Below are 26,351 nucleotides of genomic sequence, written 5' to 3'. Positions count from 1 at the left end.
CACGGTTGCCTCGTAGGTGTCTGTGCCCGGCACAAGAACGGCCGTGCCCACGGTCAATGTCAGCGACTTCAGGGCCGTATTCGTGCTCGGCACCGAGTGTTCACGGGTGATCTTCAGGATGTACCGCTTCTCGGAGCCGTCCGGCGCGGTAACGGTAATGTCGAACGTATTCAGCCCCTCGGAGAGATCGGCTGTCGCCGATGCCGATCCCTGTGCAGCCGCAGCGCCGTTGATCGATACCATCGCCCCGGCATTCTCTGCCTCCGCTTGGATACCGATGCTGCTGGCACCGCTGCCCACGGTTGCCTCGTAGGTGTCTGTGCCCGGCACAAGAACGGCCGTGCCCACGGTCAATGTCAGCGACTTCAGGGCCGTATTCGTGCTCGGCACCGAGTGTTCACGGGTGATCTTCAGGATGTAGCGCTTCTCGGAGCCGTCCGGCGCGGTAACGGTAATGTCGAACGTATTCAACCCCTCGGAGAGATCGGCTGTAGCCGATGCCGATCCCTGTGCGGCCGCAGCGCCGTTGATCGATACCATCGCCCCGGCATTCTCTGCCTCCGCTTGGATACCGATGCTGCTGGCACCGCTACCCACGGTTGCCTCGTAGGTGTCTGTGCCCGGCACAAGAACGGCCATGCCCACGGTCAATGTCAGCGACTTCAGGGCCGTATTCGTGCTCGGTACCGTTACACGGGCGACAGCCATCTCGCTGCCGTAAGTGACCGTAATGTCGGCTGTGCCGTACCCGACCGCCGTGACTTTTCCCTCTGCATCGACCGTTGCAACCGAAGCATCCGATGAGGAGAAGACCGACTGGTCTGTCACATTCCGGCGGTCGCCGGGACCGTACACCGCCGTGACGACCGTCGCTTGGCTTTCCCCGATCCGCAGATTGTAGGTATACCGGTCGAGCTCCAAGCCCGGATTGCGGACCGTTACGTTCACCGAATTGGAGGAGCTTCCCTTGAACAGGTTACCGCTATCCGCGTAGACTGCCGTAATTCCCGAGATGCCGAGCGGCAGGAAGCTGACTTTAATCTCAGCTTTGCCCTCGGCGTCCAGAATCCCATCGCCCAGAGGTTGACCGTCCCGTTGGAAGCTGACCGTGCCGATTGGCTGGCCCCCCCCAGGAGCAGTGACAAGCACTTGGGCTGTCAAAGTGACGTTCTCTCCGTAGACCGCACTGCTCACCGAAGGAGATACCGACGTCGAGGTTGCGGCCCGGTCTACGGTCAGGGAAAGACCCTGTGCGGACACGCTTCCCGCATGATCGCCGTCGCCACCGTACGAAGCGGTGAGGTCGTAAATTCCCGGCACAAGATCTGTCAGGACAAACTCGGCTGTACCGTCCGCCTCAAGGAATCTGCGGCCCAGCTCTGTAGAGCCGCTAAGGAAGACCACTTCCCCTGTCGGCGTCACGCCTGTAGACTGCACTTCGGCCGTCAGGGTGAACTTCTCCCCATAGACGGATTGCTTCACCGAGCTCTTCAGCGAAGTAGAAGTCGCACGTAGATCAGCGGTGACCTTCACTACAGATGAAACGCTCCCTGCAAATGAAGCATCTCCGCTGTACTCGGCGGTGTAAGTGTGCTCGCCTTGGGTCAGTGCGGGAGTGGGCAGCTTAGCTATGCCGCTGTCATCCACCGAGACCGTACCGAGCACGTCCGCGCCTTCCTTGAAAGTCACGTTACCGCCCGCCGTGCCCTTTCCGGGCGCCGTTATCGAAACGGTGGCGGTCAGTTCGACCTTATCGCCTACGGCTGCCGTTTCTGGAGAGCTCTTTACGGCAGTGGACGTTGCCGCTTTGGCAACTGTCAGTTCCGAAAGCGCCTCAGAGACGCTGGAGATGTACCGTTCGTCGCCCGCATATTCTGCGGTAATTTCGGCGTAGGTCCCGACCGGGAAGCCGGCCTCAGCCGTCCAGACCGCTATCCCTTTCTCGTCCAGCTGGCCTGTGCCAAGCACGTCAGCACCGTTTCGGAAGGTCACCTTGCCTCCGGGCAAGCCCCTGCCCGGTGAGTTCACCGTCACTTCAGCCGTCAGTTCGACCGGCTCGCCGTATACTCTCGAATAGACGCTGGTACTCACGCTCGTTGAGGTAGCCGCTTGGTCTACCTGTAAATTCGCAGAATCCGTGCTGCCCTTATGGTTGGCGCTGCCCTCATATACCGCTGTTATCGTATGCGAACCGACACTCAGGTCTGATGTCTTCCAATAGGCCGCTCCACTTCCATCCAATACAGCTGTCCTGAGCACTTTTGCCCCTTCCATGAAAATGACGTTCCCCGCTGGGGTCCCGCCGCCCGGTTTGGCTGTGGTCACCCCTGCCTTCAAAGTAACCTTCTCGCCATACACCGCGGATGTGACCGGTGACACATTCAGCTCCACAACCGTATCGGCACGCTCCACCGTGTAGTCGAGTCCTGCGGAGACACTGCCGGCGAACGAGGACGAGCCTTTATAGACCGCCGTGATGCGGTGCGTCCCGGCGGCCAGCGTGTCCACAGGCAGCGAAGCCACTCCCGTTCCGTCCAACGTCACCGTATCTAGCTCGGTGGCCCCTTCCTTGAACGTCACCTCCCCGGCTGGCGTCCCGCTTGCCGGGGCTATGGCTGTTACGGCTGCCTTGAATGTAGCCGGCTGGCCGAAGACGCTCGCCGTAGGCAATGCGGTAACCTTTACCTGTGCAGCCCCGAGATTGACCGTCTGCACCACAGCACTGGATACGCTGAATTGGTAATTCGCCGAGCCGTTGTACTGGGCGGTGATGCTGTGCGAGCCCACCGCCAACGATGGCCGCGAGAAGACTGCCGTTCCAGAGCCGTTCAGCACTTCGGTCCCAAGCAGGGTGGCCCCGTCTTTGAATGTGACCGTGCCGGTCGGCGTACCGGTATCCGGCGCTACCACCGATACGGTGGCCGTCCAGGTTACGCTCTCCCCATAGACACTCGGCGTCTTCGATGAAGTCAGACTCGTCGTGGTGATAGCAGCCATCTCTTCGATGATCGTGCTATCCTCTGCTGTATTATTAGCCGGGTTGCCATCTCCGCCTCCGGAGACGACGGCCCGGTTCGTTACCGTCGATGCCGCATCCGCCTGCACATTCACCTTCAGCACGATCGGCTCAAAGCTTTCTCCCGGCGCCAAGGCTTGCCCCGAAACACACCTTGTCGGTTCTTGTCCAAGTTGGCAGGACCAACTGGCCGCTTCCACACTAACGAAGGTCAGTCCCGCCGGAAGCGAATCTTCTACCGTAATCCCGCCGCTGGTCGGGGCCGAGCCTACGTTCGTGACCGTGATCGTGTACGTACCGGGCTGGCCTTTGCGGAAGTTGCCCGTATGCGTCTTCGTGATCGCAAGATCCGGCTGGGCCGTGACGGTGACTTGGAACGTATCCGCCATAGACCGGACAGCGCCGCCGACTTGGTGACTGACGGTGACCGTAATCGTCGCCGTCCCGCTGCGGCCGGGCGCCGGCTTGATCGTGAGCGTCCGTGTATCACCGCTGCCCGAGACTGCGAGGTTCTCCGCCGCATTCGGAATCAGTTGGGGATCGCTCGAGACCGCGGTCACCGTATCTACGCCGAGAGCCGCATCGCCGATGTGGAACGTAACCGGCAGCGTGCCGCCCGAGCCCATCGAGGCATCGGGCAGATCTTCGATGCTCGGGTGCGCTTCGAAAGCCCCGATATCGACAACCGCCGCCGAGTCAGCATCCGCCGCATCCGCCGTACGGGCGAATGCCGTACCCCGCTGGTCTGCCGCTCCCGGCGCCTGGGCGGCTGTACCCGCATCGAGCGCCGGACTCCCTGCCAGAAGCGCGTGGGTCTTCGTCGGGCCGCCGTTATCGGCGAGCGCTCCGAGCCGCAGGTCGCTGACACCGGTCTTGTTCCCGGCAGTTCCGTTCACCAGCCCGCCGGACCCTCCGGTACCGATCAGGTTGTAGCTGCTCCCCCCTGCTGCGGAGCCGAACAAATCACTAGCCGCCTGGGAACCGAGCTTGTTGCCTGCGACAATGGAATTATGGATCAGCGGAGAGGCCGTACCGGCCTGAATCCCGATACCTCCGCCGCTGCCGGTTGCATTGTTATCCGAATCTGCGGTATTTCCGTAGATCGTGGCATTGCGAATAAGGTAAGCACCATCCACCGCATACGCCAGCTGGAGTCCGCCCCCATCCCGGACCGCTACATTGCCGCTGATCGTAGAATTATCCAGATTGAGCTTGGACACGGAATAAATGCCCCCGCCCAGCCCGTCGAGACTGCTTCCGGCCGTTCCTTTGGCGGTGTTCCCCGCAATAGTGCTGGAGGAGACCGTACGCTGGGCGTCTCCGATGAGGAAGAGGCCGCCCCCGCTTCCGGCGGTGGCCGTATTCCCCTCCACTGTCGTGCCGGTCATGGTGAAGGCCGCCACGCCTTCCACAAAAACCCCGCCGCCACGGTTATACGAGATGTTGCCCACGATCCGGCTTTTGTCGACGAGGAGTTTTCCCGCCGGACTGCCGCCCGATAGATACAAGCCTGCCCCGTTCCCACTCAGCGAAGTATTGCCGCTTACGATAGAGTTATAAATTCGAATCGTGCCGCTGCCCGAATCGGCAGCAATCCCGGCACCGTATTCGTCCATGCCCCGGCCGTTGCGGACAGTCAGCGCCTGGACCGTTACGTTCACATTCAGATCGAGATTCGGGTTAATGTCGATGACCCGGTCAATGCCCGTGGCGGCGCTGGTCCCTGCCTGGATCACCGTCGCTGCCGGATCCCCTTCAGCGTTGCCGGACGATCCGGTGAGCACAAGTTCGCCAAGAATATCGAGATCCCCCGTGGCTGCCCCGTTCTCATCCGTTCCGTTCCTGCTTAGCGTGTACACGCCCGGATCCACGTTGATGGTATCCGCCCCGGGGAGTGTGTTCGACTCCATAATGGCTGCACGGAGCGTACATTTCCCGGACGCACCGGATGCATCGGCGCACACCCCGTCGCCTGGTGAGGCGTCGACGGTATCAGCCGTATCTTTGACGGTAAAAGTCGCCGCCTGAGCGGATCCATCCGGTACAAGCAGACAAAGCAGCACCGCCCATAAACAAAACATACTCCACCGCACAAGGCGGGGAGCCGCCGGATCAACCGGTGCTGCATAAGAAGCGTATTTCCGATTCAACATGTGGCCTCCCTGGTCCTCCCGGTCACCTCACCGATCCGGCGCCGGGATCTCAGCTTAAACGAAAAAAATTAACTTCGGGGCGGGTATATGCCTTCGAGGGCAATGATGTAATTCACCGCCAGGAAAGGCTGCCGGTTGTTGTGCGGTTGGTTGCCTCCCGCAATGCCCACTGCCTGCGGGCTCATCGGGGTGTCCGGTGCGGCCGCCACGTAGGCAGCAGGACCTTGGCGCCCGCCGGTCTTGGACCACACCGCCCCTTCCGGGCTGGACTGTGTGGAGGAGGAGTGCGCAGCTGCCGTGTGCGTGTGGGATGGTATCTGTGAGTTCAACAGCGTCACCGTGTCGTTTCCTCCTGCCTCTCCCTGTGTACGATTATTCAATCCGGGGCCTTGGCCGACACCGATCGGCACCCTTCCCATCAGGTTAGGAAGAGCGAAGGTTGTCCTGCCGTTCCCGCCGTACATGACGCCAAGCAGAGAGAACAGCGCCGTGTTCTGGGCAATGGCCATCAGCTGGCCGTTGCAGAAGGCCCAGCCTCTCGGGGCAAAATTCCCCGCAAATATTCGGATTTCACCTAAGAACGGTTCCAAAAGAATAACAACTCCTTTCTGTTCCTGCCATGGCTAGCTTCTGCTCGGATATATCCCCTCAAGACAAATGCAAAAATTCACTACAGCGTAAGGCTGCATATTCGTGTGAGGCTGGGAACCTCCGGCAGCCGACAGAGCAGCCGGTCCCATCGCCGTATTCGGGGCGCCGGCAGCATAACCTGCGGCCGTCTGCTTCGCCCAGACTGCGCCCGCCGGTTGATTCGTCGATGCAGCGGAGGAGCTCGCCATCACTTGATGCGTGTGGGAGGGAAGCTCGCTAATCGTCAGCGTATGGGACTCCTCACCCGCGATCATGCCAAGTGGTGCTGCAGCACTGACATGGATAGGCACCCGCCCGCGAAGATCGGGCAGCGCAAAGGTGGTTTGCCCGTTCCCGCCATAGGTCGTGCCAAGGATGGAGAACAGCGCCTGATTCTGGCTGATCGAGAGCAATTGACCGCTGCAGGTTGCCCATCCCTTCGGGGCAAAACCAAAAGGGAATGCCCGGATCTCCCCTATAAAAGATTCACTCATAGTACGGATGCTCCTTTATCTGAATTCGCTGGGCCTTAGTTCTGGGACGGATAAATCCCCTCTAAGGAAATGATGAACTGGATCGCCAGATACGGCATCATGTTATCATGCGGTTGATTCCCGCCCGCGGGGGCTACGGCCGCCGGATGCATGGCTCCGCTGGGCGCTCCGGCCGGAGCCGCGTAAGGATTGACTGCCGAAGCAGCCCATACGGCACCGGCAGGACTGCCGGCCGTTCCGGGTTCCTTCTGTGCCTGCACCGTATGGGTGTGCGCCGGAATCTGGGCCTGAGTCAGCATGACAGTCTCCACTCCGCTCATCTGCCCCATAGTAAAATGGCTCCGCGTCACGGGATTCTGACCTTGGTGGACCGGGGCTCTGCCGCGCAGGTCAGGCAGACCGAAGGTGGACTGTCCGTCGCCCCCGTAGGTAGTGCCGATTAAGGAGAAGAGGGCCGTATTGTCCGCGATGGACAGCAGCTGACCATTACAAATAGCCCAGCCTTGGGGAGCAAAATTGCCGCCGAACATGCGGATCTCGCCTATATATGGTTCTGACATGTTGTCACATCCTGTTCTTGTTTTTATCAGTCCACTTGGTTTGATCCGGTTTTGGTTTGATCCGGTTCCCATAACCCTGATTCAAACCCAAATGGATGCATCTGCCGCCTCCCAGGCACGGCATGTTCTGACGAACTCACCGCTACGGATCGAAAGCTGCGCACCGTATTCAAGGCTTCCACAGCATCTGCCGGTAGACCGAGGGCTCTCCGTCCGTCTCGAAGCCAAGCCCCTCATACAGCCTTCGGGCAGGATTGCCCTCCAGCACACTGAGCCGTATGCTCCGATCCTCAGCCCGCGCCTCCGACTGAAGCTCCCGCAGGATCCCCGTTCCCATCCCCTGGCCCCGCCACTGAGGCAGTAGCGAAAGATCCACAAGCCGGAGCTCACGATCGCTTCGGTCTATCCGCATCTGTCCCATTCGCTGCTCCTCATGAGCAATGATGAGATGGACTGCAGCCGGATACTGGGCACGGTAAGCCTGCTGCTGAAGCCGATACTGCATGGACAGGAACGCCACACGCTCCTGCGGTCCCCACCCCAAGGCATCCAGTTCCTCCTGCCGTGAAGCCGCATACAGCGAATACAAGAGAGGCTCGTCCTCCGGACAAACCGGGCTCATCTTCAATGGCACGCCCCCCTTTTTCTCGTCAGCCGCCTTGCATCAGACCCGCTGAACCAATGGAAGATGAAGAAATTTATCATAGGAGTCCTAGTTGCCATTGTATATTTATGCTAATCTATTATATATGAAACCAGTACGATCCTACTATATTTTTTTCTTAATCCCCCATTATGCGACATGAAAAAACAATAATCGACAATCGGAGGGCATATGAGTACCCATAAACCTATTTCCAGACGCCATTTTCTTGCCTATCTCGGCACCGGTGCAGCTACGCTTGTAACGGCGGCTTCGGGGCTCGATTCCCTTCTCGGCGGAAGCGGCACGGCCAAGGCGGCCTCGCTGCTCTTCGACCAGGAGACACCGGTCGTAACCTCCGGTTCCCTCGCAGGCAAGCCCGTTTCCACCGATGAGCTGACGCTTCCCCAAGGCTTTGCCTACGATGTCATCGCAGCATACGGGGACGTGATCAATCCGAAGGGCGATACGTTCGGGTATGACAGCGCCTCCGCTGTCTTCCTCCCGGAGGAAGGCTCGCGCGTCAAGGGCCTTCTGTACGTGGACCACGAAACCTCCAGCCCGCAGTGGGCACATGGCGGCCGCAGCGAGGGCGCCTACACAACAGAGCAGATCCGCAGCTGCCTGTACAATCAGGGGGCGTCCGTCCTTGAGGTATACCGCGGTGCGGACGGGCGCTGGCGGATGGATACGGCCTCCACAGCGGCCAGACGCATTACCGGCCTCGATCCGTTCGAGCTGACCGGGCCTGTGCGGGGGACCGCTGCGGTGCGCGGCGCTGTCCAAGTGCAGGGGACGCTCGGCAACCGGACCGGAGCCGTGACCCTATGGGGAACGATACTGACCTCCGAAGGCAGCTGGGATAGCACCTGCCACGACGCGGGGCTGGACCCGAGCCATTACGGCTGGGCTGCGGAGATCGATCCTGCGAGCTCTGCCTTCAAGCCCCGCAAGCATACGGCACTCGGCCGCTTCCGCCACTCCGGCGCACCGATGAAGCTGGCCCGGGACGGACGCGTGGTGGTCTATATGGGGGATGCAGCACAAGAATCGCCCCTGTTCAAGTATGTGAGCCGGGGCCGGTTCGATGAGGCGCGCGGAACAGCCAATTCGGAGCTGCTCACAGACGGTACTCTGTATGCGGCGGACCTGGAGAACGGACGGTGGATCGAGCTCTCGCTCGGCACCTTGAAGCAGGTGCTGCGCTCCCCCGGCCTAGATCTGCCGCATGCGGTCAAGTATACGCAGGAGCAGCTTCAGGCTCTGTTCCGGGAGCCGGCGGACGTGCTGGTCCATGCCGCCGAAGCCGCTCTCCTGCTGGGTGCGACGCCGCTGGGCCGCCAAGGCGATGCAGCGCTCCATCCGCAGGACGGCAGCTTGTACGTGTCGCTGGTGGACACGAGCGTGCACGGCCAGATTCTTCGGATCGTGGAAGAACAAGGGGATGCGGCAGCCGGGGCCTTCGAGTTCGAGATCACAGCCACCGGCGGTCCGCAGAGCGGGTTCACCTCGCCGGGGCATCTCGCTTTCGACCGCAGCGGCAGGCTGTGGATCGCCGCCGATGTGGCGCCGGACCGCCTGCTGCGCTCGGCCTATAGCCGGTACGGCAGCAACGGTCTTTATGTGCTCGATCTGCTCGCCCCGTCCGGCAGCGGAATCACCCCGTTCGCCTCGGCTCCCGTTGGGGCAGCCTTTGCCTCGCCGGCGTTCACGCCGGGAGAACAGACGCTCTTCCTGTCCGTGCAGCACCCAGGCACTGCCGGCGGCGCAGACAAGGCCGTGGTCAGCTCGTGGCAGCACCTGCCGGGAAGCTCGGCACCGCGTTCCGCGCTGGTGGCCGTCAGAGGATAACGGCATCCGGACAGCCGCAGTGCGTTCCCTGCTGACCGAGGCAGCATCCTGATCTTCAGCGGGGGTGCTTCACGCTGCAGCAGAGGATGCTGTCCTGCCGCTCCGGCTGGCTGCTCCACGGAACAAGCCGTCCCATACGGCTGACAGAGTGACCCGGGCCACCTACAAAAGAAAAGAGAAGAACTGGAGTTCCTCTCTTTGGAAAAATACAATCAAGCTGTGTCCTCCAGAGAGGAACCGCTCTAAAGCCGCTCTTCAGAGAGCGGCCTTTTTTACGTTACCTGGCTATCCCGGATTCTCCACTTCAGCGCCCACTGATCCATCTCCTTCAGCACCCGGTGGAAGTCCTGCCCCTTCTCGGTCAGCGAGTATTCCACCGTCACGGGAACAGTAGGGAACACCTCGCGGAGGACAATGCCCGTCTGCTCCAGATGACGCAGCGTATCGGTCAGGGACTGGGTTTTGACCACCGCTACACTGCGCTGCAGCTGCTTGAACCGCTGCGGCCCCCTCTGCAGCTCGTCAATCACAAGAAAAGCCCATTTGGCGCCCAAAATTTGCAAGACGTCGCAGATGTTCGAGTGCTTCTGTACCTCACGACAAGGCTCCATGCCCTCACCCGCTTACCAAAGTATAGTTGGTCATCACCGCATGGTGGAGCTGGCAGGCCATCTTCGCGGCCCTGGCTGCGGTCAGTCTGCTCGTCTCCCTGCTGCTCCTCCGGCTGCTCCCCGAGATAGAAGGAGATGCGCATGTTTCCTTCCGGGCGCGGTTCTCGGTCCTTCGCAACCCCGTCATTCTGAGCGGCCTGCTCGTATCCCTGCTGGGCAACGGCAGCAACTCGGTCCTGCTGACCTACCTCACCCCTTACCTCCAAGAGGTGCTCCACCTGAACGCCTCCCTGCTCGGCGCCGTGATGCTGATGCTCGGGGTCGTGGGCATGCTCGCTTCGCGGCTGGGCGGGATCGGGGTTGATCGGCGGGGCAGCGTGTTCATGCTCACCGCCACCCTGGCCCTGACGACCGTCAGTCTGGGGCTGCTTCCCCTGGTCACCGCCTCGCTGACCGCCAGCGTCCTCCTCATCACACTCTGGTTCAGCTTTCTCTTCATGAGTGCGCCGGCCCTGCAGACCTACTTTATCCAGCAGGCGCCCCAGTCGAGCAATCTCGTGCTCAGCCTCAATCTGTCCGTGATCCACCTGGGAATCTCGGTGGGGGCCGGGGCCGGAGGGGCCGTCGTGGACTGGACGGACACGGTCCAGTTCAACCCCTGGATCGGCAGCCTCGCGGCCCTGCTCAGCCTGCTCGCCGCCTTCGTCTCCTTCTCTGCACGCACACAAAAGGCCGGTGCGCCGCTTCCCTCACATGCCATACGTTCCTGAGGACCGCCCGTCTTGAACAGCAAAAGGGCCCCTGCCTATGGGCAGAGACCTTCGTTACCCCGAGACGGTCCGCTCGCCTGCATCCTCCGCCTTATGGCGGGAGGGCACCGTCAGTACGATCACCGTCAGGATGATACACAGGCTGCCGAGCAGCTGTACCGCATCCATGGGAATATGGAGGAACACCGTTCCTACGAGCACCGAGGTGAGCGGCTCGGCGCTGCTCAGGATGCTGGCCTTGGCCGGCGTCACATACCGGAGGCTTTCGAGGAAGAGGAAGAACGGGATAATCGTCCCGATGACCACGATAAAAGCAAGCAGCCCGAACAAGTACAGCGAGCCTTGGCTCCAATCGAACGCCCAAGGCGGGTGGAGCAGGGCAAGTCCGGTGCCGCCGATCAGCATGCTCCAGCCTACGACGGGTACGGATCCCCAGGCGGCGAGCAGCTTGCCCGGGTACAGCGTATAGACCGCCGCAGCCAAGGCCGACAGGATGCCCCATACGAATGCCTCGGGGGACATCGTCAAGGAATCGAAGGAACCCCCGGTCGTCATGAGGAAGATTCCGGCGAGCGCCAGGGCGAACGCGGCAAGCTCCCGGCCGCCGGGCATCTTTCTCACCCGCAGGGAAATATAGGCGATAATGAACACCGGACCCAAATACTGCAGCAGGGTGGCCGTCGCGGCATTGCCGGAGTCGATCGCTTCGAAGAACGTATACTGCACACCAAGCATCCCTACCAGCCCGAAGAGGAGCAGAGAGCGGCGGTCTTTCTTGTGCGACCAGACCGCGAATATGCCGGTCGCCCCCTGCCTTAGGCATGCCAGCACTATCATCAATATGCCGGCGGACAGCATCCGTACCGATACGAGCCAGCCCGGCTCCCCGCCGAAGTGCGAGAAGAACAGCTGCGCCCCGATGCCCGACAATCCCCAGGCGACAGCGGCGGTGATGACCATCGGAACCCCTTTGGCTTTCAATGCGCTCCCCCCCTTTTTCTATCCCAGTAACATAACATGAGGGGGGAGATTTGAATAGTGTCCATTTACTTATAATGGGATGCACCCCAAAGAACGCCGCTGCCGGTCCGTCTTCTCTTCGAAGATGTCCGGAGCGGCGCTCCTTCCTGCCTCACAGGTCGTCTATACCTGTCCGCCCGCACGGACCTCCGTACGCTGCGGCTTCTCCTTGTACGCGGACGGCGGCATGCCGACGTACTTCTTGAATTTGCTGTGAAAGTAGTCGACGTTGGCGTATCCGACCAGCTGGGCGACCTGATGCACCTTGAGCCCTTCGCCGAGCAGCTCGATCGCGCGCCGGATACGCACCTTGTCGAGGTAGGTGTGGAAGCTGTCTCCCGTGTAGTTCTTAAAGAGCTTGCCAAGATAGCCGCTGTTGTACTTGAAGAGCTCGGCTAAGGTCTCGAGCTTCAGGTTCTCGCTGTAATGCCGCTGGATAAAATGCAGCATCTGCTTCAGCACCGGCTCGTTGCTGGTACTGCCGGCCTCATCGATCAGCTGCTCGAAAGCGGCGCCGATGTACCGCAGCATCGCCTGGTAGCTTGGCTGCCCGTAGAGGCCGGCCACGACCGGCATACCGTCCTGCACCCGCGGCTGGGCCGAGGTTCCGCCCGCGGACCATTTGCCCAGCACCACCGTCACCAGCTGGGCGAACCGCGTCTTCACGGCCTGCTCAGCCGGGTCCTGCCGCAGCATATGGCGCCCGGCCTCCTCCAGCGCAGCCAGGGCCGCTGCCTTGTCCCCGAGATCCAAGGCAAAATACAGCTTCTCGGCGCACTTCTCCACAGCCGCAGCGGCGGCTGCCTTCTCTGCCGGCTTCGCCTCCCCTGCCGCCAGAGCCTCCAGCTCCGCTTCCAGACGGGTATGGATCTCCTTGCCGTCCAAGAGGAACCGATGGCGGAGCAGCCGGTACGCCCCCGCATAGGAAGCGGCGAGGCCCGCCGGATGGCCTGCGGCAGGCCCCGCGGCAGCCTTGAAGCCGAGCCCCAGCGGGGCCAGACCTTCGCCCAGCTCTTCGAATAAGCGCTGGCGCACCTTCGGCATGCCCGGGTTCTCCCGGAGCAGCAGGCCGAGGTAAGGCTCGGCGGCGAAGACGAAGCCCGCCCCGTCGAACCGCTCCGTAAGCCACCGCCTGGCGGCTCCGTGGGCTTCCACCGGCGTCTCCCCGCCGTCGCACGGGGTCAGCGAGAGCAGGACAATACCGCAGGTGCTTCCCGGACCACCGGTCAATTCCAGCAGCTCCGCGCTGTCCATCTCGTCTGCCGCTGCGCCGCCCGTCAGCACGCCGCGCAGCAGCTCCTCCCGGAACTTCGAGCCCGACCGCAGGTGCGTCTGCGCCTTGCGTTCAAGCTCGGCGGCGATCCGTTCGAGCTGGAGGTGCACCTCTTCCTCGTCGACCGGCTTCAGCATATAGCCGTCCACGCCGCAGCCGATCGCCTGCTTCGCATAGTGAAAATCCGCATAGCCGCTCAGAATGAGAAACCGGCACGCCGGGTCCGTCTTGCGGATCTCCCCCAGCAGCTGCAGGCCGTCCATACCGGGCATTTTGATATCGACAACCATGAGGTCAGGGGATACTTCCCCGTGCAGCCGCAGCCCCTCCCGGCCGTTCGGGGCATCCCCCGCCACTTCGAACCCGTACCGCTGCCAGTCGATCAGCGTGCGGAGCCCTTTGCGGATCGACAGCTCGTCATCGACAATCAACACTTTCCACATCACGTTAGCCTCCTATCGGGATCATGAATTGGATCCGGCTGCCGGCCTCGGGCTGGCTCGTAATCTGCAGGCCGTACCCTTCGCCATACGTCAGATGAAGACGCTGATGCACATTGCGCAGACCGATACGCTGTCCTTCTTCCCCATCCCGGTCCGCCAGAGAACGTTCGATGAAGGCCATGCGCTCCGGTCCGATCCCCAGCCCGTTGTCTATCACCTCGACATGCAGGTGATCCTCCTCCAGCTTCGTCCGCACCTCGACGACCCCGCCCTCCTCGCGGCTCTCGAGCCCATGGATGATCGCGTTCTCGACCAGCGGCTGAATCATCAGGGGCGGCAGCGGCACATCGCGGGCCAGCGGATCGAGCTCCAGCTTGAAGGTCAGCCGGTCCTCGAAGCGGAACGTCTGGATCTCGAGATAGCACCTGACGATCTCCAGCTCCTCGGTCAGCGGAATGCGGCCCCCGCCGATCTCCAGATTCTTGCGGAGCAGCTTGCCGAGGGACCGCACGATCGCCGCCAGCTCCGCCTGTCCCTGCATATGGGCTTTCATGCGGATCGATTCGAGCGCATTGAACAGAAAATGCGGGTTGATCTGGCTCGCCATCATCTTCAGCTTGATGTCCCGCTGCTGGAGTTCGAGCCTGCTCTTCTGGCGGTTCGATTCGCTCACCTCCTCCATCAGCGTCCGGATGCTCTCCACCATGTAATTGAACTGGCGGGAGAGCATGCCCACCTCATCGTTGCCGTCGATCGTGGAGGCGACGTTGAGATTGCCGGTGGACACCTGGACGAGCTGTTCCTTCAGCCGGAAGAGACGGCTCGAGAGCAGCTTCGAAGAGAAGAAGATGAGCACCATCGCGATGGACAAGCTCGTCAGGATGATGACCAGCCCCATCAGGGCAATGCGGTTCGCCCCGCTGACGATGCTCTCGATCGTAAAAATCGAAACGATCTTCAGCCCGTTCCCGCTCGCTTCGGGCAGCAGATCCTCCACCAGCACCTTCGACGGCTTGCCCCCGAACTCGGCTTCGTAGGTTCCCGTCTTCCGGCCGAGCAGGTCCGGCCCGAGATCAAGCTCGGCGGCGTTGCGGCCGACCCAGGACGGATTCTTGGCCGCTACGATATAGCCCTGCTCATCCATGATCATCGTATCGAACGGTTCCTGCCGGACGACCGCATTGAGCGAGTCCGCGTTAATCGGGATCACCAGCACCCCCGATGTCCGGTAGTCATGGAACACGACGCGTCTCACCAGGCTGAGATACTTCTCGCGGTTCTGCGTCTCGTCTTCGATATAATGCCAGGAGATCGTATCGCGGTTGTTGGCCATCGCATTACGGTACCAGAACGAGCCCGTCGTCGCAGCATCCGGCTGGATGAAATCCCAGTTGTCGATTAGCGTGGGGTTGCTCGTGTAAAGCCGGATATTCAGAATTTCTTTATAGAGCTGGTTATACTCTCTGAATTCGGAATAATTGCGGTAAGCCTCGACTACCTGGTAAGTCGAATCGTAACGGGTATTGACCAAGGAGCTCAGCCGCGAGTCCACCAGCAGCTTGTTCGATACGTCGATCGGGATCCGGATGATCTCCAGCGTCCGCTGCTTGATTTTGTCCACGTTGTTCGAAGTCTGCTGTGTCGCATGGTCGAGGACCGTCTCCCGGAACTCGTACGTCAGGAAGCCGCCGACCAGCATGACCGGGATGAATACCACGAGAACAAAAGAGAGGATGAGCTTATTGCGGATGTTGATGTTATTGGACCATCGGATCACCGCTGTAACCGGATTCATAATTGTCACCTCGAGACCGGACGAAGTGCCCTGTCCACCCGGGGCGGCCTGCTGAATAGGATGATAACGCTTACCTTCGGGCTTGAGGGCGTGGATGTCCGTATGTCCGGTAATGTTACCCTGTATTATACTCCAAGCCCTATCCTGTGCCTACAGGGCCTAGTGCGCATCTTTTCCCCTGCAAATTAGACATGGGCGGAGGAGGCAGCCGAAGATGCGGGAGCGGGCTGCTTCGGAATAAGGGAGCAAATCAAAAAGGAGTGCAAGTCAAAAACCCCCGCCCGGCCGGATGGCCCAAGTCAGGGGTTCTGCGAAGCATAAGGGATTAGAAGCTTTCGTTCACGACAACTTGATCCAGCGGCAGACGCTCGGTCGCGCGGGCCGGGCTCGACGCTTTGCCGATCGGCAGGAGCATAACCGGTACGTAACGGGCCGGAATCTTGAACTCCTCGATGAGAGCAGCCGGGTTATAGCCGCCCATCGGCACGGAATCGTAACCCTTGGCACGGGCTGCGAGCATCAGCTGCATGGCGGCCAGCGATGCGTTGCGGATCGCTTCGTCACGGGCGACAGCCGGGTTGTTCGCGTACGCGCCGTTGATCTGTCCGACCATCATGTCGCGGATCTCCTGTGTCGCATTCTCATAGACGACAGGAGCGTTCAGGTTCGCTTCCAGGTCGCCCAGGACGACTACGACGACGGAGGCGTCGGACACCTGCTGTTGGCCGAAGGCGATCGGCAGCAAGCGGTCTTTGTTCGCCTGCTCCTGGATTACGAGAAAACGCCAGTGCTGCAGGTTCCACGAGGACGGGGCGCTGTGGGCCAGCGAAAGAATCTCGGTTAGCTCCGCTTCCGGAATCACGACGTCACGCTCATATTTACGTACGGAATGGCGGGACAGAATGGCCTCTTCCGCGCTGATTGTTTGGTTTACTTGGCTCATCAAACTCACTCCCATATCTCGTTTTTTCCATCATACCCCACACGCTTACTTTTGTAAAGTACATAACCATTCGTAAATTTTTCTTTACAAATATCGTCAAAATCCTTCTTCAGCCTTCCTACTTTGACCAGCCTGCCAGGATTTTATACGGCAGTAAGGCAGGACCCCGGACGCATACCGCCGGACCCGCGAAGAGCCCGGGCCCTTCGCGGGTCCGGGCTGAACGAATCTAGGCACGCAGGGGCAGATACAGCGTAAAGGCGCTTCCCTCTCCTTGGCCGCTGACTACGCCGAGATGACCGCCGAGCCGCTTCGCGAGCTCCAGCGAAATCGAGAGCCCAAGGCCCGTTCCACCGTACTTGCGGGAGATCGAACCGTCCGCCTGGCGGAACGCTTCGAAGATCAGCGTATGCTTGTCCGCGCTGATGCCGATCCCCGTATCGAGCACGGAGAACGCCACCCAGCCGCCTTCCTGCCCCTGGGGTCCTTGGGAGACTGCACGGATATCGAGCGATACCCGGCCGGCTGCCGTGAACTTGACCGCATTGGAGAGCAGATTCTTCAGAATCTGGTGCACCCGCGCCGCATCAGTACGGATGATCTCGGGGACATCCCCGGCTACCGCAACGGAGAAGGCGAGTCTCTTTTGCCCGGCGGCCCAGCCGAAGGTATGCTCGAGAATCTGTGCGACCTCGTGCACGGACACCTCCTCTTCATACACTTCCAGCCGGCCTGCATCGAGCTTGGACAAGTCGAGAATGTCGTTGATCTGCCCGAGCAGCGCTTCGCCGGAAGACCGGATGATGCCGAGGAACTGCAATTCCTCTTCCGTGAAACGGCCCTCGTGCCCGTCGGCGGTCAGCTGCGAGAGCGTGATGATGCTGTTGAGCGGTGTCCGCAGCTCATGCGACATATTCGCCAGGAATTCCGACTTGTACCGGGAGGACTCCTTCAGTTCGCGCGCCTGTTCTTCGAGCACCGCCTTGGCCCTCTCGAGCTCGCTCTTCTGCTCGAGCAGCAGCGCATTGGTCGCCTGGAGCTCCATGGTACGCCGCCGTTCCAGATAGAAGTCCCGCAGCATGAAGAGAAACAGCGCGCTGAGTCCTGTCCCGAGCGGCAGGGTGTACGGCATGACGGTGGTCAGGTATGCCCAGGAGGACATGGCCCCGAACAAAGCCAGATTCACCGCATTCAGCATATTGATCACAGCCAGCGAGACCAGCATATTCGCAGGATAACCCGCCTTACTCCGGCTGAATCCTACATGCAGTCCCGCAGCGGCGATACCGAGCAGCGCCAAGTTCAAGCATCCGGCCAAGGCGGCATGATTCCAGCCAAAGGACAGACGGACCAGTCCGATGCCGACTCCGACGAACAGCGGCATCGCAGGGTGCCGGAACACGAAGATGCTCACGATCAGCGGCACGAGCCGCATATCAAAAATAATCGAACCGCCGATCTGCAGCCCGAAGGCAATCGTGATCCAGCCCGCACCCACCAGCAGGGCCGAGAGAAGCACATTCCGTATCCTGGAGGACATCAAGCCGAACCAGCGGAACCGGCTGGCGCCGTACTTATAGAGGAGATTGGTCAGATACGACATCGTGACCAGCAGGGAAATGTTAATGAAGAATATTTTGGAAAAGGGCATGATACCTCCGGTTCGGCGGACGGCTCTGCTCCGTTATTGCCATAACCTTCCTCCATTATACCCCACGGAAGCCCGGTCAAAAAGCAGGAATAGCACAAAGGACGGACTGCAGGTTGACCCCGGCGTAAGACAAGCCGTAATACCACGGGTGCGGCTGCTCCCGGAGCCCGTCCGCTCCGGTGCTCCCGCCCCCCGTACCGGGCGGGATGGGAGCCGGGCGGTAGCCTGCCGCACGCAGGCGGCGGATCCACTCCGCCGTGCGTACGCCCTCCCGCGCAAATGCCGCAGCGGAGGCGGACGGGCCTAGGACCGACGCCAGCCCCGCCCCGTAGCGGGCGTGGAGCCCGGCCCGTACGCCGGAGGAGAGCATGCGGTCGCCCAGCCAGCGGAAGAGCGCTTCGTAATAAGGCCAGGCGGCCTCGAAGCGGCCAAGCACATCGCTGCTGCCGGCGAAGTCCGCATCCGGCGCGCTAAGCACGAGCGCGCGCGGGCGCAGCCGTGCGACAGCCGTAAGCGCCTCCGCTGGCAGCGGCGGATGACCGGACGCGGCGCCCGGCAGGCCGCACGCCGCATAGGCGAGCAGCGTCCCGGGGCCTGCGGACAGCCCCGCCGGCAGAGCATCCGGCAGCAATGTTATGGTGCTGTGAAGCGGCAGTGTATGGAAGCGAACGGGCAGACCGCAGGCTCTGCCGGCCTGCCGGAGCCCGCTCTCCGCCTCGCGGAGGGCCGCCGGGTCCGCTTCCGCGGCGTATACGGTGAGCCCCGCGGGGAGAGTGCGGCCCGCCGAGCGCAGCTGCTCGAGCAGTGCGGCGCCCGCGCCGGCGCTGCCGGGGCCGAGCAGCAGCAGCCGCAGCTCGCCCCCGGGCGGCGTCAACCGCGCGAGCAGGCCGGCCGCTGCGTGGTGCCCTGCGGCTTCGAGGCCGCCGGCCCCGGCGCTCTGCGGCACGGCCGGCAGGGCAAGCTGCCGCTGCGCAGCCGCCCCTGCGGCGGGGTCGAGCCGCTGCAGCAGCGCGGCGCCCCACAGGGCAGGAAGCCGTGCGCCCTGCGGCAGGCTGCCGAGCCAGCGCTGCAGGCGCACAGCCGCCGCCTCGGGGCCGATCAGGGCAGCGGCCAGCAGCGAGCGCAGCTCAGAGTAAGCTCCCGGGGGGAGCAGCAGGGGATCCGCTGCAGGGGCCGGTAGAACCGGGGGAGCCAGGGGGACTGGCGCCGCGAAGATGCGGCGGCCGGGGAGGGGACGCGGCAGGACCGCGCTGGAGCCGCCGGGAGGCGGGAAGTTCGGGGACATGGGGATCGCTCCTTTGTGGGGGGATGGGGAGACGGTGCGGCAGACAAGGGAAAGGAGAAGACAAGACGTCGATTGGGGACGACCGATTAGGCTATCTAGATCCGGAAGTCTACTAGGCATTTGATAAGCATCTGATAAGCGTCTTATGGGCTTCGGGTGGGTACGTCAGCAGGTGTTGTGTGAAGCCCTGCATGCGGGGAGAGGCTCTTCCTTCCACCTGCTATGGGCTAGATAGCCATAGAGGAACAGATTGCCCTCCTATAAGAGCGGGCGCGATGCCGGTCAGTCACTTCCGCACCATGCGAGGGGACGGATTACTCCGGCGAAGGAATCAATGTGATGCTTCCTACCACCGGCAGCGGTCTGCACTCGCCCCGGGCCGCCTTCATCATCCCGAGGACGGCGAACGCCAATACCGCGAGGTTGGCTACAGGCATGAGCAGCCAGCCGATGACGGGAATGATTCCGAGCACAATATTGAACGCCATGGCGCCCAGCAGCAGGAGGAGGCCCTGGTTCGCATGATACATGGCGAAGCGGGAATCCTTGGCGGTAAGCAGCGGCAGGAAAAACAGGATATAGGCCAGTACGGCGGCCGTCTTGTTCCGCTCCCGGTCTTCGGCTTCGGACACGGGACGGTTCGGTTCTATCGGATTCATACTTCAGTAACACCTCAATCGTTATGGGATGGACCGGCTGCAGCAGCCGCGGCCTCTGCTACTCATCATAGGACCTTCAGAGTCATAATGACCAGTTACCGGCATCATGCGGACGGTCATATTTTTTGTGGGGAAGAGGACAACCGGGCATTCTCATTGCCTCCTGATTGATTTATAATGGGAAGCATGAAATGGAGTGAATACCATGAACAGCGTGACGACCATTGTCCTCGCGGACGATCAAACCCTGATGCGTGACGGGCTGCACACGATCCTGACGCTCGAAGACGACCTCGAAGTCGTCGGTACGGCCGAGAACGGACAGCAGGCCCTCGAGCTTGTGGAGCAGCTGCGGCCGCATCTCGTGCTGATGGATATACAGATGCCCATTATGAACGGGATCGAGAGCACCAAGCGGATCAAGAAGCTTTATCCGGACACGATCATCCTCATCCTCACCACCTTCGCGGAAGACGATTATATCGTGGAAGGGCTTGCAAACGGCGCCTCGGGGTTCCTGCTCAAGGATATGCCCGGGGATAGGCTCATCCAGTCCATCCGCGACTGCGTCAAAGGCCAGCTGATGATGCCGGCGGTGATCGCCTCCAAGCTCGCAGCCCGTCTCTCTTCAGCCTCAGCTGCAGCCACTGCCGAATTCGACCCGAAACGGCTCAAATCGGAAGGAATCTCTTTCACGGAACGGGAGAAGAACATCATCTCGCTCATGATGGAAGGCAAGAATAACCGCCAAATCGCGGGGCACCTGTTCATGAGCGAAGGCACGGTGAAGAACTACGTGTCGATGATATACAACAAGATCGGCACCAACGACCGGACGAAGGCCATCCTGGCCTTGAAAGAATGGATGACGCCTTAGAGAATGAACCTGTAGAGCAAGCCTCCGTGAAGCATCAAAAAGAAACCTTGGAAACAAAACCAAGGATATAACCGCACCCAAAAAGGCAGACCAAGCGCACCGGCTTGGCCTGCCTTTTTGGGTGCGTGCTGCGAAAGTACAGCGCCCCTCCCGCCTCGCTCCCGCTGCCCTCCGGGGCAGGTTCTTGGGGCGTGGGCGGTTCGTCCTGCCGCCCGGGAAGGAACTTATGACTGCGGTCACTTATCATGTGACTGTCCCATGCCTCATAGTAGAGAGGATACATCGGAAACTGTGCGGTTTATCACCATTCATCAGGCTGTGCGGCCCGGGACTCTTCCGCCATTCCCCCGGACGGCAGACCCGATCGCCGGGAAGGGGGCCTTACCGTTATGTATATCCGAATTACCGCCTTCTTCAGGCGGTTCTTGGCCGCCGGGCTGCTGCTCGCCCTGCTCGGCACGGGAGCAGGCCTGCTCGGTCTCCTCCCGGTTCCGCCGCCCGCCCCCGCCGGGTACGACCTGAGCCTACAGAACGGCGGATGGTCCGTGCATATCGGCGATCTTCCCGCTGAAGGCGGCCAGAGCGGGCAGGCATCCGCCGGACGCTGGATGCCATGGAACGAAGTCGCTCCCCAGTACGAAGGGAAGCGGTATACGGGCTACCTGTGGCTGAAGCGCCTTCTGCCCGAAGACCCCGGAGATCACCCGGCACTGTATATCCAAGGGCTGCCGGCATACGAGCTCTTCCTCGGCGAGCGGCGCCTGGAGAGCTCGCCGCCATGGACGGAGCTGGATGCGGGGGCGCCATCCGCCGGACGGCCCGGGCCGCAGACGCTCTATGTACGCATATACCACGACGGCAGGGGGCTGCCGTCCGCAAGCTTTGTCATGGACAGCCGGGAGAACCTATGGCGGGGGCTGATCCGCCAGGACCTCCCCCGTCTCGTGTCCGGCACCCTCCTCCTGGCGGCTGCGGCCGCCGCCTGCCTGCGGTTCCTCCGAAGGCAGGCGGAACCGGCTTCCTTGTATGCCGCTCTCCTCACCGGCTCAGCAGCCTGCGGCTGCCTGCTGTCGGCCGAAGCCGCTGCGATTCTCCTGCCGTACCGGGTGCGCGAGCTCAGCCTGCTGGCCCTCCCCGCCGGGGCCTATGCCCTGCCTGCGATGCTCGGCACCCTGTACGGCAGCACACTGCCCCGGCTTTATAGATGGATTCGCCGGCTCCTGCTTGGCTGCTTCCTCTTCAGCCTCGGGGCCGCCCTCCTGGACGGGGTGTTGTATCAAGAAACCATCCCCGTGCTGTACCCTCCCCTGCTGCTCCTCTCCCTCGTCATGTCGGCCTGGGCGGCCTTACGGGCTTACCGGCAGCGCCGGAGCAAGGAGGCGCCCGGGCTGCGTCAGACTGCGAATCGCGAAGCGCCGGCGGCCGAGCAGCTTAGGGATGGGCCTCCTCAGGTAAAGGAAACCGCAGGCGGACCCGCCTGCCTGCCGGAAGAAGCGGACCGGAGGCTGTGCGAAGCGCTGCGGGAGACGGCCGAAGCCGAAGCCGCCCTCTCGGTAGCCGAAGAACGGGGCCGCATCGTACGCGAGATTCACGATATTGTAGCGCATACGCTGACAACCGCGGTCGTGCAGATGGAAGCCGCCAAGCGGCTCCTGCGCAAGCACGATGACCAAGGGCTCTTGAAGCTGGACGTCTCGCAGGAGCTTGTGCGCAAAAGCCTCCATGAAATCCGCCATTCCGTCCACCTGCTCTCTGCAGGCTCCGCGGAATACGATCTCGGCGATGCGCTGCGCCGGCTGCTCCATGACACGCAGGATACCGCAGGCATCGAAGTCGATCACCTGATCTCCTTCATTCCCCCGCTGAGCCCCCTGCAGAAGAAGGTCATTTACCAAGCGCTGCAGGAGGGGCTCTCGAACGGCATGCGGCATGGAGAGAGCCGGCGCTTCTCCTTCCGTCTCGCCCAGGAAGAGCAGGCGCTTCACTTCCTGCTGACCAATGACGGCAGGCCTTACGACGGAGCCCCGATGGGCTTCGGCCTCACGGCCATGAAGGAGCGGGTCCGGCAGCTCGGCGGCACCTTGGACCTCTCCGCCGGCGAACCGGACGGCTGCCGGTTAGCCATCGTGCTCCCGGTTGAATAACCAATCAAGCGTCCCCCCCCCTTCCCTCCTTCCCTCCCTCCCGCCGGCCCCAGTGCATCCTTTCCGCACGGGCCGTCTCCCCCGGGTATCCCCAGTTTTCTTCCAAAGCAGGTAATCTGCGGGCAGTCACGAATTCAATATAAACACTTTCGCATTTCATACTTGTGGCGGACCTTACCGGCTGAATACATACTTTTTTTGAATACGGGACTAATTCATCAACGTGGCAAGGAAAACCGCCGGTTTGGGATGAAATCATAGCCAGCCCTTTGGGGTGTAAAAGTGAAAATTAGACATTTTCGGATATGTCCATATTCCATTGCATTCAATATCGGAGGCTAGAATTTATGCAAAGCAGATTAGAACAAGACATGATCTCGACGGCAGAAAGCTTCACAAATCATTTTTCCGATAAAGGAAACTTCGATTTTAGTGTACAAAGCTTACGTCAAGTAGACGATATTCTTGAAGAATTATGTGAGTATGAAATAGATAATGATTCTTTGGATTCTGTTGCTTCTATGTTTGGAAGTTACATTTTCGAAGTAGCTAGAAGGAATTATGGCGGGAAGTACTATTGGATGCAAGATAGAGAACAACCTGTTTTAGTTACTGGTGAGCCGGAATTTTCAATTTCAATTTTTGCTTTCGATAAGGTTAGAGGTAGAATTCAGAATGGCAAAGAAGATGAGATACCCTATTACTTCGATGGTTATATCAATGCAGTTGAAAAAGGTAAGAAAACAGGTTACTGTGCAACAATTGTGTGAAGTCTAGCAGATAAGCTATTGGGCACGATAGCTCAATTAAGGCACCTTGGCAGCCGGGAATTCACATTCGGCTGCCGTTTGGCTCCAAACAATCGCTTCGTTCTGTCACGGGCGCAAACCACCGATAGTGTAACCGCCATCTACGAGTATGCTCTGACCGGTAACAAAACGAGCATCGTCAGAGAGAAGCCAGACCACTGCATCCGCCACGTCTTCGGATTGCCCCACCCGCTGTAAGGGCGTTTGCTTGACGAAGGGACGCGCCGTAGTCTCGTCGCTTAGAACCTCCTGAGACATCGGGGTTGCAATCATTCCAGGACTTACATTGTTAACTCGAATGCTGCTAGGACCAACCTCCAACGCCACGGTTCTCATCATTGCATCGAGTGCTCCCTTTGAGGCCGCGTAGCCTGAAGTACCAGGCATTGCCCCATGCGCCGTCCACGAAGAAGTGTTAACGATCGAGCCTCGGATTCCACGGTCGAGCATTGCTGCGATTTCGTATTTTAGACAGGCGAACACACCGCGCAGATTGACCGACATCAGGGTATCAAAATCTTCAAAGGTTAGTTTGTGCACAGGTGAAAAAGCACCAAGAATCCCGGCGTTGTTCCAAGCCATTTCCAGACTTCCAAACACATCCAGCGTCTTGTCTACAAGCGCTTCGACCTGACGAGGATCAGCAATGTCAGTCTGAACAGCGAGGGCCTTACCTCCCTGAGAGACAATTTCTTCATAAACGTCTTGAAGCTCTTTCGTCCGTCGACCCGCTATGACAACATTGGCGCCTTCTCTACCGAGCCTTAACGCTGCAGCGCGGCCCATCCCGGTGCCGCCTCCAGTGACAATCGCTGTCTTGCCCTCAAATCTCTTCATGTCGTTCGCGTTCCCCATTGCAATCTCCCCTTCACCTATTGGATGCCGTTGGCCATTTCATTATATTTAGATTAGCAATATACTTAAAGTACGCAAATAAATAATACTAAGTAACAAAAATAATACTATGCAAGGGGGTCACGGGATGGAAAATACTCCAGAACCTAAGTGTCCAGTCGAAACGACGTTTGACGTTATTGGTGGAAAGTGGAAAGGGGTAATTCTTTATCACTTAATGAGCGGAACGAAGCGGTTCGGCGAGCTCCGCAGAATTTACCCTCAGGTCACGCATCATATTCTTACCTTACAACTACGTGAGCTCGAACGTGAAGGAATCATAGAGCGCAAAACGTACAATCAGGTGCCGCCAAAGGTAGAATACTCACTTACTGAATTTGGTAAAACCTTGAACCCCATTATTCTGCTGATGAAAGAATGGGGAGATCTTTACAATGAACGAGCAAACCGGCATCCTCATTCCTCGGGCGGCTGACCTCTCATTCACTGCCAAAGGGAAAGCCGGTACATAACTGTTTAAGCGAGAGACAGGTGAGAACATGAAAAAATGGATGAAACCACTTCCTGATCCAGAGACTTTAAGACAGCATTTGTTGGTATTGGCTGTTTTGGATGTTATCTTGTGTCCGGAAGAGTGGCTGCGTGTTCATCGTTATGAACCGAATTGGACAGCGAATACTTCACTGGGGATTATCGATAACGGCGCAGGGGATGATCTATATATCGTCTTCGCACTGGAGGGGACCATTATAAAGGGATTTGACCATGAATCGCCACTTAGCCCCCATGCGGCAGATGAATATGGAGTTGGTCAGGGGATGTATGAAGAGACGCCGCCAGAGCTACTTACCTATTTGGACGACCATAGGTTTGACAAAGAAGACGTTACGTTCTGTTTGTGGTGGAAGAAGGGGGATTCTGAATGGAAAACTGACGATATTGAGAATCCTCAGGAATTTAACGATGGTTCAGATTATCTACTTGGATATATTGAATACACTCCTGAGAATTACGTGGATTGGGCTGAGGCCTATTATGATATACCTGTCCAACTCGAAGCTGTTCGCTTAGTTTACGGGGGAACTGCCATATCGGCAGAGATCATTGCTTGTTTGAATCCTGGGCGGGATGTGCAGGCGGCGATTACAGAGTTGGCTCGTCTAGGTATACGAGTAGCGGATAACGATATTTGAATCAATACACTTTTGCAGGCGGTCGGACGAGCAGCGGGAATCAAATAATTGAGGTGAAACGAATGGAGATACTAGTAATTCGGCATGGAGAATCAGAGGATGAGAGCGTAAATGTACTTGAACCGTTAACAAGCTTAGGAATTGAACAAAGTAAAAAAATGTCCGTCCGTGTTTCAAAAGAATTTCCACCTGAGTTAATATGGTCAAGTACACTTCAACGTGCACAGCAAACGGCGGAGATTTTAGCGAATATCGTTGGTTGCGAAGTGAAATATCTTGAAGATCTATGTGAGCAGGAAGTTAATGAAAGCGACTTGAAATTTCATGAGCGAATCCAACAAATCTTTTCTTATATTAAAGAGAATAGCAGTCAATATAAAAGAGTTGCCATTGTTTCTCACGGAGGAGCTATTACGAAAATTATTGGGAGTTTCACCCAATTATCTTCAAATACTAATGTCTGGTTTGATACCAACAACACCGGGATTCATTTCTTACACTATCATCCCAAAGCAAATATTTTAAAATTTTCAAACAGCACCTGTCATTTAAACTAATAAGGATCTAATTCGACAAGAAATCGCTTACATTCCCAAATGATATCTTGTATAGTGAAGGTATCCTGGACAAAAGGGAGTGATGGCAACATGCAAATGCGATCAAGCGAGTTCTACGA

The 26,351-nt window shown here is 59.5% G+C and carries 22 protein-coding genes; 8 read left to right on the top strand and 14 right to left on the bottom strand.

Annotation, left to right across the window (positions count from 1 at the left end):
- The 5 genes from O9H32_RS31815 to O9H32_RS31795 all read right to left on the bottom strand — a co-directional run.
- Positions 1-5,166 (bottom strand): Ig-like domain repeat protein (locus O9H32_RS31815; protein WP_455072802.1); only part of this gene is annotated, 5,166 nt, incomplete at its 3' end.
- 71 nt (positions 5,167-5,237) lie between these two features.
- A complete protein-coding gene (locus O9H32_RS31810) occupies positions 5,238-5,759 on the bottom strand; it encodes a phage tail protein (RefSeq protein WP_269870101.1) in 522 nt (173 codons plus the stop codon).
- A gap of 33 nt (positions 5,760-5,792) precedes the next feature.
- Complete coding sequence (locus O9H32_RS31805) at positions 5,793-6,293, bottom strand: phage tail protein (RefSeq protein ID WP_269870100.1); 501 nt, start codon at positions 6,291-6,293, stop codon at positions 5,793-5,795.
- Positions 6,294-6,328: 35 nt separating this feature from the next.
- Entirely contained in the window at positions 6,329-6,853 is a 525-nt protein-coding gene (locus O9H32_RS31800; protein WP_269870099.1) for a phage tail protein, read from the bottom strand.
- Between the two features lie 169 nt (positions 6,854-7,022).
- Positions 7,023-7,475 (bottom strand): GNAT family N-acetyltransferase, encoded by a 453-nt coding sequence (locus O9H32_RS31795; protein WP_269870117.1) that lies wholly within the window; start codon positions 7,473-7,475, stop codon positions 7,023-7,025.
- Positions 7,476-7,688: 213 nt separating this feature from the next.
- On the opposite strand from O9H32_RS31795, the gene O9H32_RS31790 reads away from it, so the two are divergent.
- Positions 7,689-9,347 carry a PhoX family protein gene (locus O9H32_RS31790; RefSeq protein ID WP_269870098.1) on the top strand — a complete coding sequence of 553 codons (1,659 nt, stop codon included), beginning with the start codon at positions 7,689-7,691 and terminating at the stop codon, positions 9,345-9,347.
- 272 nt (positions 9,348-9,619) lie between these two features.
- Here O9H32_RS31790 and O9H32_RS31785 read toward each other — a convergent pair whose 3' ends face one another.
- Positions 9,620-9,958, bottom strand: a complete 339-nt coding sequence (locus tag O9H32_RS31785) for a winged helix-turn-helix transcriptional regulator (protein WP_269870097.1) — start codon at positions 9,956-9,958, stop codon at positions 9,620-9,622.
- A gap of 26 nt (positions 9,959-9,984) precedes the next feature.
- Here O9H32_RS31785 and O9H32_RS31780 point away from each other — a divergent pair, with 26 nt between their 5' ends.
- Positions 9,985-10,728: an MFS transporter gene (locus O9H32_RS31780; protein ID WP_269870096.1), complete on the top strand. Its 744-nt coding sequence runs from the start codon at positions 9,985-9,987 to the stop codon at positions 10,726-10,728.
- A 54-nt stretch (positions 10,729-10,782) separates the two neighbouring features.
- On the opposite strand, the gene O9H32_RS31775 is transcribed toward O9H32_RS31780, so the two are convergent.
- The 7 genes from O9H32_RS31775 to O9H32_RS31745 all read right to left on the bottom strand — a co-directional run bounded on the left by O9H32_RS31775 (position 10,783) and on the right by O9H32_RS31745 (position 19,797).
- On the bottom strand, positions 10,783-11,709 hold the full coding sequence (locus O9H32_RS31775; protein ID WP_269870095.1) for an EamA family transporter: 927 nt from the start codon (positions 11,707-11,709) through the stop codon (positions 10,783-10,785).
- Between the two features lie 162 nt (positions 11,710-11,871).
- Entirely contained in the window at positions 11,872-13,464 is a 1,593-nt protein-coding gene (locus tag O9H32_RS31770) for a response regulator transcription factor (RefSeq protein WP_269870094.1), read from the bottom strand.
- 4 nt (positions 13,465-13,468) lie between these two features.
- The gene (locus O9H32_RS31765) at positions 13,469-15,259 is read right to left on the bottom strand and encodes a sensor histidine kinase (RefSeq protein WP_269870093.1); all 1,791 of its coding nucleotides are present in this window, start codon (positions 15,257-15,259) and stop codon (positions 13,469-13,471) included.
- A gap of 325 nt (positions 15,260-15,584) precedes the next feature.
- The gene (locus O9H32_RS31760) at positions 15,585-16,202 is read right to left on the bottom strand and encodes a nitroreductase family protein (RefSeq protein WP_269870092.1); all 618 of its coding nucleotides are present in this window, start codon (positions 16,200-16,202) and stop codon (positions 15,585-15,587) included.
- Between the two features lie 229 nt (positions 16,203-16,431).
- A complete protein-coding gene (locus O9H32_RS31755) occupies positions 16,432-17,853 on the bottom strand; it encodes a sensor histidine kinase (RefSeq protein ID WP_269870091.1) in 1,422 nt (473 codons plus the stop codon).
- Between the two features lie 76 nt (positions 17,854-17,929).
- Positions 17,930-19,138: a GRAS family protein gene (locus O9H32_RS31750; protein WP_269870090.1), complete on the bottom strand. Its 1,209-nt coding sequence runs from the start codon at positions 19,136-19,138 to the stop codon at positions 17,930-17,932.
- Between the two features lie 314 nt (positions 19,139-19,452).
- Positions 19,453-19,797 (bottom strand): DUF4870 domain-containing protein, encoded by a 345-nt coding sequence (locus O9H32_RS31745; protein WP_269870089.1) that lies wholly within the window; start codon positions 19,795-19,797, stop codon positions 19,453-19,455.
- 205 nt (positions 19,798-20,002) lie between these two features.
- Between O9H32_RS31745 and O9H32_RS31740 the strand changes: the two genes are divergently transcribed.
- The 3 genes from O9H32_RS31740 (at position 20,003) to O9H32_RS31730 (ending at position 23,588) form a co-directional block, all read left to right on the top strand.
- Positions 20,003-20,674: a response regulator transcription factor gene (locus tag O9H32_RS31740; RefSeq protein ID WP_269870116.1), complete on the top strand. Its 672-nt coding sequence runs from the start codon at positions 20,003-20,005 to the stop codon at positions 20,672-20,674.
- Positions 20,675-21,063: 389 nt separating this feature from the next.
- Positions 21,064-22,818: a histidine kinase gene (locus O9H32_RS31735; protein ID WP_269870088.1), complete on the top strand. Its 1,755-nt coding sequence runs from the start codon at positions 21,064-21,066 to the stop codon at positions 22,816-22,818.
- Positions 22,819-23,165: 347 nt separating this feature from the next.
- Positions 23,166-23,588, top strand: coding sequence for a hypothetical protein (locus tag O9H32_RS31730; RefSeq protein WP_269870087.1), 423 nt, complete (start codon positions 23,166-23,168; stop codon positions 23,586-23,588).
- Between the two features lie 105 nt (positions 23,589-23,693).
- Here O9H32_RS31730 and O9H32_RS31725 read toward each other — a convergent pair whose 3' ends face one another.
- A complete protein-coding gene (locus tag O9H32_RS31725) occupies positions 23,694-24,464 on the bottom strand; it encodes an SDR family NAD(P)-dependent oxidoreductase (RefSeq protein ID WP_269870086.1) in 771 nt (256 codons plus the stop codon).
- Positions 24,465-24,609: 145 nt separating this feature from the next.
- On the opposite strand from O9H32_RS31725, the gene O9H32_RS31720 reads away from it, so the two are divergent.
- The 3 genes from O9H32_RS31720 (at position 24,610) to O9H32_RS31710 (ending at position 26,232) form a co-directional block, all read left to right on the top strand.
- A complete protein-coding gene (locus O9H32_RS31720) occupies positions 24,610-24,957 on the top strand; it encodes a winged helix-turn-helix transcriptional regulator (RefSeq protein WP_269870085.1) in 348 nt (115 codons plus the stop codon).
- Between the two features lie 64 nt (positions 24,958-25,021).
- Positions 25,022-25,675, top strand: coding sequence for a hypothetical protein (locus O9H32_RS31715; RefSeq protein ID WP_269870084.1), 654 nt, complete (start codon positions 25,022-25,024; stop codon positions 25,673-25,675).
- Positions 25,676-25,737: 62 nt separating this feature from the next.
- Positions 25,738-26,232: a phosphoglycerate mutase family protein gene (locus tag O9H32_RS31710; RefSeq protein ID WP_269870083.1), complete on the top strand. Its 495-nt coding sequence runs from the start codon at positions 25,738-25,740 to the stop codon at positions 26,230-26,232.
- Positions 26,233-26,351: the final 119 nt, after the last annotated feature.

This window comes from Paenibacillus caseinilyticus (genome assembly GCF_027533645.1).
Taxonomy (GTDB): domain Bacteria; phylum Bacillota; class Bacilli; order Paenibacillales; family NBRC-103111; genus Paenibacillus_G; species Paenibacillus_G caseinilyticus.
This window is presented reverse-complemented; position numbering and strand designations above follow the sequence as displayed.

What these genes read in the sequence shown, in the direction of transcription:
- O9H32_RS31805 (WP_269870100.1), bottom strand. Translation starts at nt 6,293, where the DNA reads ATGAGTGAATCTTTTATAGGGGAGATCCGGGCATTCCCTTTTGGTTTT.
- O9H32_RS31800 (WP_269870099.1), bottom strand. Translation starts at nt 6,853, where the DNA reads ATGTCAGAACCATATATAGGCGAGATCCGCATGTTCGGCGGCAATTTT.
- O9H32_RS31795 (WP_269870117.1), bottom strand. Translation starts at nt 7,475, where the DNA reads ATGAGCCCGGTTTGTCCGGAGGACGAGCCTCTCTTGTATTCGCTGTAT.
- O9H32_RS31790 (WP_269870098.1), top strand. Translation starts at nt 7,689, where the DNA reads ATGAGTACCCATAAACCTATTTCCAGACGCCATTTTCTTGCCTATCTC.
- O9H32_RS31785 (WP_269870097.1), bottom strand. Translation starts at nt 9,958, where the DNA reads ATGGAGCCTTGTCGTGAGGTACAGAAGCACTCGAACATCTGCGACGTC.
- O9H32_RS31770 (WP_269870094.1), bottom strand. Translation starts at nt 13,464, where the DNA reads ATGTGGAAAGTGTTGATTGTCGATGACGAGCTGTCGATCCGCAAAGGG.
- O9H32_RS31765 (WP_269870093.1), bottom strand. Translation starts at nt 15,259, where the DNA reads ATGAATCCGGTTACAGCGGTGATCCGATGGTCCAATAACATCAACATC.
- O9H32_RS31760 (WP_269870092.1), bottom strand. Translation starts at nt 16,202, where the DNA reads ATGAGCCAAGTAAACCAAACAATCAGCGCGGAAGAGGCCATTCTGTCC.
- O9H32_RS31755 (WP_269870091.1), bottom strand. Translation starts at nt 17,853, where the DNA reads ATGCCCTTTTCCAAAATATTCTTCATTAACATTTCCCTGCTGGTCACG.
- O9H32_RS31750 (WP_269870090.1), bottom strand. Translation starts at nt 19,138, where the DNA reads ATGTCCCCGAACTTCCCGCCTCCCGGCGGCTCCAGCGCGGTCCTGCCG.
- O9H32_RS31745 (WP_269870089.1), bottom strand. Translation starts at nt 19,797, where the DNA reads ATGAATCCGATAGAACCGAACCGTCCCGTGTCCGAAGCCGAAGACCGG.
- O9H32_RS31740 (WP_269870116.1), top strand. Translation starts at nt 20,003, where the DNA reads ATGAACAGCGTGACGACCATTGTCCTCGCGGACGATCAAACCCTGATG.
- O9H32_RS31735 (WP_269870088.1), top strand. Translation starts at nt 21,064, where the DNA reads ATGTATATCCGAATTACCGCCTTCTTCAGGCGGTTCTTGGCCGCCGGG.
- O9H32_RS31730 (WP_269870087.1), top strand. Translation starts at nt 23,166, where the DNA reads ATGCAAAGCAGATTAGAACAAGACATGATCTCGACGGCAGAAAGCTTC.
- O9H32_RS31725 (WP_269870086.1), bottom strand. Translation starts at nt 24,464, where the DNA reads ATGAAGAGATTTGAGGGCAAGACAGCGATTGTCACTGGAGGCGGCACC.
- O9H32_RS31720 (WP_269870085.1), top strand. Translation starts at nt 24,610, where the DNA reads ATGGAAAATACTCCAGAACCTAAGTGTCCAGTCGAAACGACGTTTGAC.
- O9H32_RS31715 (WP_269870084.1), top strand. Translation starts at nt 25,022, where the DNA reads ATGAAAAAATGGATGAAACCACTTCCTGATCCAGAGACTTTAAGACAG.
- O9H32_RS31710 (WP_269870083.1), top strand. Translation starts at nt 25,738, where the DNA reads ATGGAGATACTAGTAATTCGGCATGGAGAATCAGAGGATGAGAGCGTA.